12 protein-coding genes, 1 tRNA gene and 2 pseudogenes are annotated in these 12,792 nt (G+C 60.7%); 4 read left to right on the forward strand and 11 right to left on the reverse strand.

The genetic code is table 11. The annotated features are described in order from the left end of the window. Nucleotide 1: 1 nt before the first annotated feature. The 7 genes from trpA to rpsA all read right to left on the reverse strand — a co-directional run bounded on the left by trpA (nt 2) and on the right by rpsA (nt 6,360). The gene (gene trpA, locus M2320_RS09685) at nt 2–829 is read right to left on the reverse strand and encodes a tryptophan synthase subunit alpha (protein WP_264597102.1); all 828 of its coding nucleotides are present in this window, start codon (nt 827–829) and stop codon (nt 2–4) included. 60 nt (nt 830–889) lie between these two features. Next, on the reverse strand, nt 890–2,107 hold the full coding sequence (gene trpB, locus M2320_RS09690; protein WP_264597103.1) for a tryptophan synthase subunit beta: 1,218 nt from the start codon (nt 2,105–2,107) through the stop codon (nt 890–892). Nucleotides 2,108–2,152: 45 nt separating this feature from the next. Then, nucleotides 2,153–2,818, reverse strand: coding sequence for a phosphoribosylanthranilate isomerase (locus tag M2320_RS09695; protein WP_264597104.1), 666 nt, complete (start codon nt 2,816–2,818; stop codon nt 2,153–2,155). A 4-nt stretch (nt 2,819–2,822) separates the two neighbouring features. Then, a complete protein-coding gene (locus M2320_RS09700; protein WP_184429922.1) occupies nt 2,823–3,170 on the reverse strand; it encodes a LapA family protein in 348 nt (115 codons plus the stop codon). Between the two features lie 21 nt (nt 3,171–3,191). After that, nucleotides 3,192–3,482: an integration host factor subunit beta gene (gene ihfB / locus M2320_RS09705; protein WP_184429921.1), complete on the reverse strand. Its 291-nt coding sequence runs from the start codon at nt 3,480–3,482 to the stop codon at nt 3,192–3,194. Between the two features lie 50 nt (nt 3,483–3,532). Next, nucleotides 3,533–4,495, reverse strand: a complete 963-nt coding sequence (gene sppA, locus M2320_RS09710; RefSeq protein WP_264597105.1) for a signal peptide peptidase SppA — start codon at nt 4,493–4,495, stop codon at nt 3,533–3,535. A gap of 143 nt (nt 4,496–4,638) precedes the next feature. Then, nucleotides 4,639–6,360, reverse strand: a complete 1,722-nt coding sequence (gene rpsA, locus M2320_RS09715) for a 30S ribosomal protein S1 (RefSeq protein WP_184429919.1) — start codon at nt 6,358–6,360, stop codon at nt 4,639–4,641. Nucleotides 6,361–6,675: 315 nt separating this feature from the next. On the opposite strand from rpsA, the gene M2320_RS09720 reads away from it, so the two are divergent. From M2320_RS09720 to istA, 3 genes and pseudogenes are all read left to right on the forward strand, one after another. Next, a tRNA-Glu gene (locus M2320_RS09720) sits at nt 6,676–6,751 on the forward strand. 319 nt (nt 6,752–7,070) lie between these two features. Further along, nucleotides 7,071–7,418, forward strand: a pseudogene (locus tag M2320_RS09725) (recombinase family protein); the annotation flags it as partial. Between the two features lie 145 nt (nt 7,419–7,563). Next, nucleotides 7,564–9,158, forward strand: a pseudogene (gene istA, locus M2320_RS09730) (IS21 family transposase). A gap of 93 nt (nt 9,159–9,251) precedes the next feature. Here the strand turns inward: istA and M2320_RS09735 are convergent. Then, a complete protein-coding gene (locus M2320_RS09735) occupies nt 9,252–9,890 on the reverse strand; it encodes a TetR/AcrR family transcriptional regulator (protein ID WP_264597106.1) in 639 nt (212 codons plus the stop codon). 106 nt (nt 9,891–9,996) lie between these two features. On the opposite strand from M2320_RS09735, the gene M2320_RS09740 reads away from it, so the two are divergent. Next, nucleotides 9,997–10,533 (forward strand): hypothetical protein, encoded by a 537-nt coding sequence (locus M2320_RS09740; RefSeq protein WP_264597184.1) that lies wholly within the window; start codon nt 9,997–9,999, stop codon nt 10,531–10,533. On the opposite strand, the gene M2320_RS09745 is transcribed toward M2320_RS09740, so the two are convergent. The 3 genes from M2320_RS09745 to M2320_RS09755 all read right to left on the reverse strand — a co-directional run bounded on the left by M2320_RS09745 (nt 10,426) and on the right by M2320_RS09755 (nt 12,771). Continuing rightward, on the reverse strand, nt 10,426–10,866 hold the full coding sequence (locus tag M2320_RS09745; protein ID WP_264597178.1) for a MaoC family dehydratase: 441 nt from the start codon (nt 10,864–10,866) through the stop codon (nt 10,426–10,428). The genes M2320_RS09740 and M2320_RS09745 overlap by 108 nt on opposite strands. A 421-nt stretch (nt 10,867–11,287) precedes the next feature. Then, entirely contained in the window at nt 11,288–12,499 is a 1,212-nt protein-coding gene (locus M2320_RS09750) for a beta-ketoacyl-[acyl-carrier-protein] synthase family protein (protein ID WP_264597107.1), read from the reverse strand. Continuing rightward, the gene (locus M2320_RS09755) at nt 12,496–12,771 is read right to left on the reverse strand and encodes an acyl carrier protein (RefSeq protein ID WP_264597108.1); all 276 of its coding nucleotides are present in this window, start codon (nt 12,769–12,771) and stop codon (nt 12,496–12,498) included. The genes M2320_RS09750 and M2320_RS09755 overlap by 4 nt, the downstream gene beginning before the upstream one ends. Nucleotides 12,772–12,792 lie beyond the last annotated feature (21 nt).

Below are 12,792 nucleotides of genomic sequence, written 5' to 3' on the forward strand. Positions count from 1 at the left end.
CTCAGCGCCTTGCGGACGCGACGCCCGCGGCGAGTTCGGACACCAGTTTGCTCACGGCTTCGACGGTCGCGGGGCCGCCCTGACGCTCGGCGTCGAGAGTTTTGGCCAGCGTGTCGATGATGGCGGACCCGACCACGACGGCGTCGGCCTTCCCGGCGATCTCGGCCGCCGCCGACGCGTCCTTGACGCCAAAACCGACCGCCACCGGAAGCGGCGTGTGCGCCTTGATCCGCTGCACGGCGGTCGCGACTTTGGAATAGTCGGGCCGGCTTGCCCCCGTGATGCCGGTGATCGAGACGTAATAAACGAAGCCGGACGTGTTCGCGAGAACCGCCGGCAAGCGCCTGTCGTCTGTCGTTGGCGTCGCCAGACGAATAAAGCTCAATCCCGCGTGCAGGGCGGGCAGACACAGCTCTTCGTCTTCTTCGGGCGGCAAATCGACCACGATCATGCCATCGACGCCGGCCGCTTTCGCATCGGCGAGAAACCGATCGACGCCATAGACGTAGATTGGGTTGTAATAGCCCATCAGCACGATCGGCGTGTCCGCGTCATGCCGGCGGAATTCCTCCACCTGCTTCAGGACGCCGCGGAGCGTCATGCCGGCGTTCATCGCGCGCAAACCAGCGGCCTGAATGGCGGGACCGTCGGCCATCGGGTCGGAAAACGGCATGCCGACCTCGATGATGTCGGCGCCGGATTTCGGCAGAGCCTTCAGAATGTTCAGGGAAACAGACGCGTCGGGATCGCCGGCCATGATGAACGTGACCAGCGCGGCGCGGTTTTCGGCGCGGCACTGGGCAAAACGTGTTTCGATGCGAGAAGTCATGGCCTTGCCGGTTAGCACAGTAGGTTGACCTTGGAAACGTGAGCGGGTGACGCAGCCCGCTCACATGCCGCCGAGATGGTCGGCGACGGTGAAAATGTCCTTGTCGCCACGGCCAGACAGGCCGAGGACCATCAAGTGATCCCTCGGCTTCTTCGGCGCGATTTCGACGATTTTTGCGAGCGCGTGCGCGGGCTCGAGCGCGGGGATGATGCCTTCGAGGCGGGCGCAGAGCTGGAAGGCGTCGAGCGCTTCCTTGTCGGTCGCCGACAGATAGGTGACGCGACCCGTTTCCTTCAGCCAGGCGTGTTCAGGGCCGATGCCGGGATAATCGAGGCCGGCAGAAATCGAATGGCCCTCAAGAATCTGTCCGTCGTCATCCATCAACAGATAGGTGCGGTTGCCGTGAAGCACGCCCGCTCGGCCGCCCGCGAGCGAGGCCGCATGCCCGTTCTCGACCTCCAGGCCATGCCCGGCCGCCTCCACCCCGTAAAGTTCGACCGAGGGCTCGTCGAGGAAGGGGTGGAACAGGCCGATGGCGTTGGAGCCGCCGCCGATGCAGGCGAAGGCGCTGTCGGGAAGGCGGCCTTCCAGGCTCAGCATTTGCTCACGCGTCTCGTCGCCAATGACGCACTGAAAATCGCGCACCATTGCCGGATAGGGGTGCGGCCCCGCCGCCGTGCCGATGCAATAGAACGTGCTGTCGACGTTGGTGACCCAGTCGCGCAGCGCCTCGTTCATAGCGTCCTTAAGGGTCCGGGCGCCCGACTGCACGGGCACCACCTTGGCGCCGAGCATGTTCATGCGGAAGACGTTGGGCTTTTGCCGCTCGACATCGACGGCGCCCATGTACACGATGCATTCGAGACCGAAGCGGGCGCAGGCTGTTGCGGTGGCGACGCCATGCTGGCCGGCGCCGGTTTCCGCGATGATCCGCTTCTTGCCCATGCGGCGGGCGAGCAGGATTTGTCCGAGCACATTGTTGATCTTGTGCGCGCCGGTGTGATTGAGCTCCTCGCGCTTGAAATAAATCTTCGCGCCGCCGAGATGCTCGGTCAGGCGCTCCGCGAAATAAAGCGGGCTTGGCCGACCCACGTAATAGGTCAGCAGGTTCTTCAGTTCCGCGTGATAAGCGGGGTCTTTGCGCGCGTCTTCATATGCATCCTCCAGGGCGAGGATGAGGGGCATCAACGTCTCGGCGACGAAGCGCCCGCCAAAAATGCCAAAATGGCCCCGCGCATCGGGACCTTGCCGCAGCGAATTTTTAGGAAGAACGCTCATGGGACTCTGCTCGATTGAAGCGGCTGTCTTAAACGCTTCCGGCGGTCAGGCCAAGTGATCTTGCGCGCGTCTTGCCGCGGCGATGAAGGCGCGGATTTTCTCAACGGATTTTTGGCCAGGGCTGTCTTCCACTCCGGACGACACGTCGACGCCGGGTGCATGGGTGAGACGGATCGCCTCCCCCACGTTCTCCGGGTTCAGCCCGCCCGACAGCAGCCAGTTCTCGCAGCCGGTCCGTTTTGAAAATCCCTCGGTCAAGGTCCAGTCGAAAGCCAAACCGTTGCCGCCGGGCAGTTCCGCGCCCTTGGCCGGCTTGGCGTCCAGCAGAATCCTGTCCGCGACGCCCAGATACGCTTCAACCTCGGAGAGGTCAGACGGTTGGGCGACGCCAATCGCCTTCAGGATCGGGACACCGAACTTTTGACGGATCTCGGCGACGCGCTCGGCCGGTTCGGCGCCGTGCATCTGCACCCAATCGGGTTTGAACTCTTGAACAATATCTCGGATGAGGCCGTCGTCGGCGTCCACGACCAGCGCAACTTTCTGCGCTTTCCCGCCCATGCCTGCCGACAGATCGCAGGCCCCGCGAAGAGACACGTTTCGAGGACTCTTCGGGAAGAACACGAATCCGACCATGTCGGCGCCAGCGTCGATGGCGGCGTGCAAAGCTGGCGGCGTGGTGACGCCGCAAATCTTGACCTTGAGCGACATTGGGTCAGGCGTTGCGGGACGCCGGCACACCTGAAGAGGCAGGGGTCGTCTGGCTGCGCAGCGCCTCGTTCTCTGCGATCAGAGCCGCAGACTTGCGAGAAGCCTCGCGAGCGGCCTTACGATGGCGCCCCTGGCGCAGCCAGGTCGAGGAACCGCCGATGATGACGCCGATCATCATCGCGCCGAGGACGACGAGATAGAGCGGCAGATTGAAGGTCGGCCACGCCCCATCCGCCACGTTGAAGGGCTCGGTAAAAACCGTGATGGATTGCCGGTTGGCGAGAGAAAACGCCAGCAGCAACAGGGCGAAAGGCGCGATAACTAAAATACGGAACAACGCACGCATCGCCATGTCTCCAATAGGGGCGCCGGGTCAAGCCTTCGGCGAATCGTTGAGTCGCTCGCGAAGCTCCTTGCCGGTCTTGAAAAACGGCACGAACTTTTCGTTGACCTCGACGTGGTCGCCGGTGCGCGGGTTTCGACCAATTCGGGCGTCGCGCTTCTTGACGGAGAATGCGCCAAACCCTCGCAACTCAACCCGATCGCCGCGCGCCAGCGCGTCCGTGACCTCGTCGAGAATCGCGTTCACGATGTTTTCGACGTCGCGAAGATAGAGGTGCGGGTTGCGATCCGCAATACGTTGAACGAGTTCAGATTTGATCACGGAAATTGTCCTGAAAACGCATGGCGGATCAAGAACGCGCTTAATCCGGACTATTGATCGTGGCCAACGTGCCAAATCGCCAAGAGACCGTCAAGAGCCGCTTGACCCTCAACATTCTTCAGGTGTGACGCAAGGGTATCTGCGGACTCCACGCCAAACCAGCTCGCCACGGCGGCGGCGGCGCTGAACAGATTGAAGGGCTTGCCAATGGAGGTCTTTTTCAGCTCCTTGACCGGAAGTCCCTTGGCCACGTTGCGTTGCTTTTCCAGCCAAGCAATCGCTTCGCGTTCGCCGCCAAACTCGTCGATGAGTTTTAGGCCCATGCTCTGGCGTCCCGTGAAGACGCGACCGTCCGAAACCACCGCCAACTCATCATCATTGAGATTTCGGCGTTGCTTCACGATGCCCTTGAACCAGGAATAGCTGTCAAGGACGAGCGCGTCGATGGCGGCTTTCGCAGCGTCGCTGGTCGGCTCCAGCCCATTGGGCGCAGCTTTTAACGGCGAGGATTTGATCGTCTCGACTTTCACGCCGATCGTATCGAGCAATTTCGATACATTCGGAAACTGGAACAGGACGCCGATCGAGCCAACCAAGGAATTGCCGTCCGCAACAATATGGTCAGCGCCGAGCGCGACAATATAGCCGCCCGAGGCCGCCATTGTGTCGACAACCGCGACCACAGGCTTTTTCGCGGCGACCCGGCGAAGCTCATCGTAAATATGTTCCGAACCCGTCACCGTGCCTCCGGGACTGGCGACCTGAACGATCAGCGCGGCGGCCTTCGAGTCCTCGGCGGACTTGATGAGTTTCAGCGTGTCACGATCACCGGTGATCAGCCCGCCGATCTCGATGCGGGCGATATGCGGCGTGAGGGTTCCGGCGTCGCCGGCAAAACGTCCCGCAGCCACCAGGATGGCGATAACGGCAAGGCCCAAGGCGGCGACACGCCAACGCGTCAGCTTGCGCCGCAATTGCCTACGGTCGAGGACGGTTTCGACAGACGAGTTCATGGCGATACTCCATTCGCATTCCATTTAGGCATGCCCACGAGAAAGCTCAACCGGCGGCAGACGGACCTTTGGACGCTGAACAAAAAAAGACCCCGCGCGCCGTTGGGCGCGCGGGGCGATGCGAATTCACGCAGTGAGAAGAATTACTTCGTTTCGCGGGCCTTGAGCGCGGCGCCAAGGATGTCGCCGAGCGAAGCGCCTGAGTCGGCGGAGCCATACTGCGCGATGGCTTCCTTCTCTTCGGCCACTTCGAGCGCCTTGATCGACACGGCGATCTTGCGCGCCTTACGGTCGAACAGAGTGACGCGCGCGTCGACCTTTTCGCCAACAGCGAAGCGCTCGGGACGCTGGTCGGCGCGGTCGCGGGCCAGCTCGTTGCGCTTGATGAAGGCCTGCAGGTCGCTGCCGACGATCTTGACTTCGAGGCCGCCGTCCTTGACCTCGAGAATTTCGCAGGTCACGACCGCGCCCTTCTTGATCTCGCCGTCTTCGCCGGCCGTGGCCGTGGCGAAGGGGTCGCCACCAAGCTGCTTGATGCCGAGCGAGATGCGCTCCTTCTCGACGTCGACGTCGAGCACGCGCGCGCGAACCATCTCACCCTTCTTGTAGTCCTCGATTGCCTGCTCGCCCGGACGGTTCCAGTCGAGGTCGGAGAGGTGAACCATGCCGTCGACGTCGCCGTCGAGACCGATGAACAGACCGAACTCGGTCTTGTTCTTGACCTCGCCCTCGACATCGGAGCCAACCGGGTGCTTCTCGGCAAAAGCTTCCCAGGGGTTCTGCAGAGTCTGCTTGAGGCCGAGCGAGATGCGGCGCTTGACGGAATCGACTTCCAGCACCTGCACGTCGACTTCCTGGCTGGTCGAGACGATCTTGCCGGGATGGACGTTCTTTTTGGTCCAGGACATTTCGGAGACGTGGATCAGGCCTTCGATGCCCGGCTCCAGTTCGACGAACGCGCCGTAGTCCGTGATGTTGGTCACGCGGCCATGGAAGCGCGCGTTGATCGGATATTTCGCCTCGATGCCCTGCCAAGGATCGTCCTGAAGCTGCTTCATGCCCAGGGAGATGCGGTGGGTCTCGTGGTTGATCTTGATGATCTTGACCTTGACCGTCTGACCGATGTTCAGAACTTCGGACGGATGGTTGACGCGGCGCCAGGCGATGTCGGTGACATGCAGCAGGCCGTCAATGCCGCCGAGGTCGACGAACGCGCCGTAATCGGTGATGTTCTTGACGACGCCGTCGATCACCAGACCCTCTTCGAGGTTGGCGACGATTTCATGACGCTGCTCGGCGCGGCTCTCTTCAAGCACGGTGCGGCGCGACACGACGATATTGCCGCGGCGGCGATCCATCTTGAGGATCTGGAAGGGCTGCGGCACGCCAAGCAGCGGGGTGACGTCGCGGATCGGGCGAATGTCGACCTGCGAGCGGGGCAGGAAGGCGACCGCGCCGTCGAGATCGACGGTGAAGCCACCCTTGACCTGGTTGAAGATGACGCCGTCGACCTTCTCGCCGGCTTCAAAAGCCTTCTCGAGCTTGACCCAGCTCTCTTCGCGACGCGCCTTCTCGCGGGAGATGACGGCTTCGCCGAGCGCGTTTTCAACGCGTTCCAGATAAACTTCAACTTCTTCGCCGACCTGCGGGGCCGGATCGCGGCCGTGGCCGGTGAATTCCTTGAGCGCCACGCGTCCCTCGGTCTTGAGACCGATGTCGATCACCGCGACGTCTTTTTCGATGGCGACTACGCGTCCCTTGACCACCGAGCCTTCGAAGGCTTCGCTTTCGCCGTAGGATTCGGCGAGCAGGGCGGCAAAATCGTCACGAGACGGGTTCATACCCGCGTTGTTGGCAGAGGACATATTTTCTCCTGAAATGCCCTGTCGGGCGCGCGCCGGAATAGGGTTTGTGTTGCGTTGGCTTTCGTCCGCAGGCGCACATCCGTGGATGTGACCCGTCTAATCAGGCGGCCGGCGCGGGCCAGCGGCAGAAAGCAGGTTCAGATTGGAGCCTTAGCAAACGGAGGACTTTTCCACAAGCTGTTTCCGAGGGCCGAAAGCGCCCCGCGGTGGCCCCCAATGGCCTCGTCTTGCGCCTCGAACGAGAATGAATTTTCGCCTGAAATTTCTCGATCATGGCTTGCGGACAGAAGTCCATCTGACTATAGAGAGGTCGCTGCTCCCTTCGTCTAGCGGTCTAGGACGTCGCCCTCTCACGGCGAAAACAGGGGTTCGAGTCCCCTAGGGAGCGCCACAACAGAATCAATACTTTGCAAGCCATTTCAGCGCCTTTAAGCATTAGCGTGAGCCGATCGTGCCACTGTACCGAGAATCGGTTGTGCGAATGCCCACGTGCGGGTCCTCTGAAAATCGCTGATATTTCGCGGCAAAGCCTGAGCGGCACCATGGCCGCTATTGACTCTATCAAGCTCGTGTTGTCCCTCGGGGAGACCACATGCGGTAGGTCATGGTGCGCTACGCGGGAGGCGGGCTCTGCCAGGACGGACGAAACGGGCCGGCTAGAAGCCGCGCACGAAAATTGCGGCGCGCATCAGCGTCATCTTACCCATATGGCCCAACGCGAGCGAGTCGCACAATTTGCGTCTACCGAGGGGCTGGAGATCGTCGGGGAGTTCGTGGAGGTCGAAACCGGCAAAGGTGCGGACGCGCTGGAGCGCCGGCCACAACTGGCCGCTGCCCTCGCAATGGCTCGCCTTCATCATCAGTGCCCCGTCGTCGCAAAGCTGGATCGCCTGTCTCGCGACGTGCATTTCATTTCGGGGTTGATGGCTCATCGCGTCCCATTCGTCATCAACGAGCTTGGCGCGAACGCAGACCCGTTCATGCTGCACATTTACGCCGCATTGGCAGAAACAGAACGCGCGCTGATCGCCATGCGGACACTGCCAAGGCGCGCGGCAAAGCCCTGGGCGGCTTCCGTGCCGTGCCGGCACTGTGTTTTTGCATGGAATAAGGCCCCCCGCGCTGGGGTGATTTGCATCCAATCGGGACCCCGGGGCTGAGGGTCCACACTGGCCTCCTGATTTGTCGGAGGCCGAGATTGGAATGCTGGTTGTGGAGACGATCGCCAAAATTCGCCTGGCGTTTTTTCATCAGAAGAAGACGATCAAGGAGATCTGCCGGACGCTGCATGTGTCGCGGAAGGTCGTGCGGAAAGTGATCCGCTCGGATGCGACTGAGTTTCGCTACGAACGCGGAACGCAGCCTCAGCCCAAGATCGGACCCTGGCGCGAGCAGCTTGACGCGCTTTTGCTGGAAAACGACGGCAAGCCGGCCCGGGAGCGACTGACTTTCATCCGGCTGTTCGAGGAATTGCGCGGCCTCGGCTACGAGGGCAGCTATGACGCCGTTCGCCGCTATGCGATCGGCTGGCGCAAGGCGCGCGGTGCGGCGACGGCGCCGGTTTTCGTGCCGTTGACCTTTGCGCCGGGCGAAGCCTATCAGTTCGATTGGTCCCACGAGATCGTCGTGCTGAACGGCGCGACGGTGACCGTGAAAGTGGCGCATATGCGGCTCTGCCACAGCCGCATGCTGTTCGCGCGCGCCTATCCGCGCGAGACGCAGGAAATGGTGTTCGACGCCCACGACCGCGGCTTCGCCTTCTTCAAGGGGGCGTGCCAGCGCGGCGTCTACGATAATATGAAAACCGCGGTCGATGCGATCTTCGTCGGCAAGGAACGCAAGTACAACAGGCGTTTCCTGCAAATGTGCTCGCATTACCTCGTCGAGCCCGTCGCCTGCGCGCCGGCCTCCGGCTGGGAAAAAGGCCAAGTCGAAAACCAGGTTGGCTTGGTGCGCGAGCGGTTCTTTACGCCGCGCCTGCGCTTCAAGAACCTGGACGAGTTGAACGCCTTTCTGCTCGACAAATGCGTCGCCTACGCCAAGGCGCACAAGCATCCCGAGATCGCCGACAAGACGATCTTCGAGGCTTTCGAGGACGAACGGCCCAAGCTTGTCCAGGCGCCAAGCTGCTTCGACGGCTTTCACGCCACGCCATGCCCCGTGTCGAAAACCTGCCTGGTGCGCTTCGACAACAACAAATATTCTGTGCGCGCCAGCGCCGTCGGCCGACCTGTCGAACTCCAGGCCTACGCCGACCGCATCGTCATCCGCCAGGACGGCATGATTGTCGGCGAACATCAGCGCCGGTTCGGGCGCGGCGAGACGGCCTACAATCCCTGGCATTACGTTCCGGTTCTGGCGAAAAAGCCGGGCGCGCTGCGCAACGGCGCCCCGTTCAAGGATTGGCTGCTGCCGGGAGCGATCGAGCAGATCCGCAAAAAGCTCGCCCCGGCTCCGACGACGGCGACCGGCAGATGGTGAAGATCCTCGCGGCCGTGCTCGACGACGGCTTGGCGGTGGTCGAATCCGCCTGCGCCGAGGCGCTCGCCGACAACGTCCATTCCGCCGACGTCGTTTTGAACATTCTGGCGCGCCGCCGCGATCCGCCGCCGCCGCTCACCATCGCCACACCCGACGCGCTCAAGCTCCAGTGCGCGCCGGCCGCCGAACACCGCCGCGCGCGCCCAGGCTGCGCAACCCCGGCCAGCTCCGCCCGCGCGCGCTACCTTGAGCAAATGTATCGGTTGAAGGGGGCCCTTTTGGACGCAAAACCGGGGTCCCGATTCCGCGCTGATTGACACCGAAGACGTCCAAGCCGCCCTCGCCATGGCGCAGGCCGCAGAGCGCGACCCAACCGGACGCATCCGACGAAGCGGAAATGCGGTAGCTGGTCATGCGCTCGTTTCGCCTGCGGCCTTAGGCTTCAGCAGGCCGTTCCGCAGCACGCTCTTGTGGATGGAGATGAAGGCGTCGGTATCGGTCGCCTTGCGATTGCCGAACAGAAGCGAGGTGATGTTGAGAAACATGGGCGGGGCGACCATAAACCGCGCGAGTTCGTAGGTGTTGGTCGGTTCGATGTCGCCGTCTGCGACCGCAAGATCGAATCTCCGGCTCAAGCTGGCGAAGATGGGATCGGCGAACTCCGCGAAATTGTCATCGACAAATTCGGGGAAGCGATCCACTTCCGCCACAAGCAGGCGAAGCACCTCGCGGAACTTCGGATTTTCTAAAATAAATCTATAAAGCCTGGAAACGATATAATCGATATCGGCGGCGATATCGCCGCTCCATTCCCACTCCTTTTCCTGAAATTCGGTCGCCAGCGGCGCGCTTAAGCTTCTGACCAGCGTCTTGAAGAGATTCTCCTTGCTTCCGTAATAGAAGTAGATCGTCCCCTTTGTGATCCCAACGCGCTTGGCGATGTCTTCAAGACGGGCGGCGCCATAGCCTGTGCGTACGAATTCATCGAAGGCGGCGTCGAGAATTTGATCCGGCCTCTCGGCTTTTTGCTTCGATCGGATGCCAGCCATGCCCTTCCCCGTTTTCCTATTGACTAACGAGTCAGTCAATGGAATAGGGTGCCACGATCAGGTTGGCAAGCCCGAGATCGCGCGACGTCGTAGAAAGGGAGACCAGATGAGCATTTCCAATGCGAATGACCGATCTTCCGTTCTTAGTAGCTCGGACCCCGCCGTGCTGGCGCTGCTGACCGAAGGCTGCGCAAATGCGCCGCAAGGTTCAGCTCCAGCGGTCCAAATTGCGCGGGAGCATCGGGTCGAAATGCTGGTGACGACGACGCGCTGCCCGTCCGACGTCCCCGGAGACATCTACTCAGGCGAACGCGGCACCGCGATCGATTTCGACCTCGCCGCCGTCGCGACGCCGGCGTCTTCCGATCCGCGGGAGAATGTCTCACCCGACGCACAATCCAGAGAACCGCTTCAACAGAAAGGCATTTGTTCTTGCGGCTGTGCGCCCCGGATCGATTGGTTTGCCAAGACACAGAGGCTCAATTTTCACGCCTTGGGCGTCGGTCAAAACGCATCTATCCATCCCAAGCTTGTGTCAGAGCCAGCTCCAAGGCGAATTTTCTTTCCCCGCGCACGGAGCCAACTGTTGCACGCGCGTTTCCCCGACAAGCGCGGGAGCTCCCTGGTGGGTATAGGCCATTAATCTGACGACGCCGACAATGCCGGCGCTGGATTTTTCCACCTTGGCGACGCGACCTGATAGGGTCGCGCGTTCCCCCTCCAGGACAGGTGTAAGGAATTGTCCCTTCAAGCTCAGTATAATCAGGCCCTCACGCCAATCGCGCAACATCTGCTCAAAGACCGCGAGAAGACGCATGCCGTGAACAGGGCATGCAGAAAACCCATATTGACGAGCGACCGTCGCATCGAGATGAAGAGGATTAGAATCCCCCGAGGCTGCAGCATAGCTCGCCAGCTCCGCATGTGTGAACGGCCCAACCTCCAGGGTTGGTAATTTATCGCCACGAAGTAGCATCACGGACTTCAAAGGAGCTCCTCAAGAAGCGAGTTCCGGCCGCATCACAATCAACCGAAGTATAGTCACAATCCTTCCGATGCTCTTTCCCTCGGGAGTAAATATCTGAGCTGTCGCAACTATGCGTGCGGGATCCGTTTCGCACTTCAATTCCAACATTAAATCGTAAGCAGCGTCAACTAGTAGGGGCTCTGCGTAGTGGAATTCCTGAGATTCGTGGACGGGAAGGCCGACCTCTTGCGCGGCGAGCAAGATGGGTTCCCGAATTTCGGGACTCTTCATCCAGACCACAGGGAAGCTCAATGGAACGTCGCCGTCGTCATGACGCCACCCGGTCTCGCGCCTAAATTCGCGGACAGCATCTCTCGCAGTCGTAACGCGCACAGGACCAGAACGCAAAATGCGAGGCGCTATGTCCATACTACACCGCGGCAGTGAGGACCAGTGACGCGTTGATGCCCCCAAACGCGAAAGAATTTGAAAGCACCGCGTCCATTGCGCATTCAACAGCGGTCGGCCCCACCAATCTGATGGCGCATTGTGGATCCTGAACCTCGACGTTTAAATTTGGCGGGGCAATTTTATCGCGCAGCGCCATTGCAGAAATCACAAGTTCGATCGCGCCACCAGCGCCGAGCGCATGACCATGGATAGGTTTGGTCGACGACACCAGCAATTGTTCACAGCACGCTCCAAAGCTACGATTCAGCGCCTCGGCCTCGCTCACATCATTGGCGACGGTGGCAGTGCCGTGAGCGTTCACATAGCCTATGTCTTCCGCGGCCAGCCCCGCGTCCTCCAGCGCCATGTTTATGCACGCGGAGGCGCTTGCCGGGTCTGGACGCACCGGATCAAGCGCATCACTGTTTGTCCCATAACCGGCAACATAACAGAGGGGTTTCCCGCCCCTCGCCAAAGCGATTTCCTCGGCTTCGAGGACAAAGATTGCGGCCCCTTCGCCCAAGACCATGCCGTTGCGATTCTTGGCAAATGGTCGACAGAAATCAGGAGTAAGGACACGCAAGCTTTCCCAAGCTCGCATTGTTCCATTCGTCGCGCACGCTTCGGAGCCGCCCACGATTGCACGGTCTATTATCCCCGACCGGATCATCTGCATACCCAAACCGATCGCCTGCGCTCCTGACGAACAAGCACTCGCGAGGGCGAAGCATGGGCCTGTCGCTCCGTATCGCATCGACAGCAAAGCTGGTCCCGCGCTCGGAATGAGCTTTGGCACGGTCAGAGCTTCCGGACGTTTGTTTGCGAAATACACCGAGAAAATGCCGTCGTCGATCGTCCGCATACCTCCAATGCCGGTACCCAGTAGCACTGCACATCGAGACCCTTGAAGCTCCGATTTGGCCAATCCTGCCTGAAGCATTGCTTCGTCTGCGGCGACGATTGCGTAAGCTGCGAAAGCATCAGCGAATGGCGCAATCTCTCCGAGCCGTTCTTCGATATCGAAGTCGCGAACTTGTGCAGATATCTTGATGCGACCACCGTAAGGCTGACGGACATCAAGAGGTCCCACGCAAGACCGCCCGCTTCGGGCCGCAGTCCACAGGGCGTCCACGCCAATGCCGGCGGCTGTTACCGAACCCATACCCGAAATGACGACGCGACGACCGGTCATTTGTCGGTCTTTTCCTTCAGAATGTGGGCGCTGATCGCTTCGACGAGTCCCTTAAGATCCTTTGCTTCCTGGAAAGAGCCATCCATTGGAATGTAGACGTCGAACTTTTCCTCGATCGCCGTAAGAATCATAACGATATCAATTGACTTAAGTCCAAGGCTCTCAATTGTTGCATCATCCTGAAGCTTTTCTCGAGAAATCATACCCTCGGTCGCGATCACGTCGAGAATATCATTGACCATTGTTTGCTGGTCATTCTGTTCGGAAGTCACAAGCTCACCTCTGATTGCAGC

Source organism: Rhodoblastus acidophilus (assembly GCF_025961575.1).
GTDB classification, from domain to species: domain Bacteria; phylum Pseudomonadota; class Alphaproteobacteria; order Rhizobiales; family Beijerinckiaceae; genus Rhodoblastus; species Rhodoblastus acidophilus_C.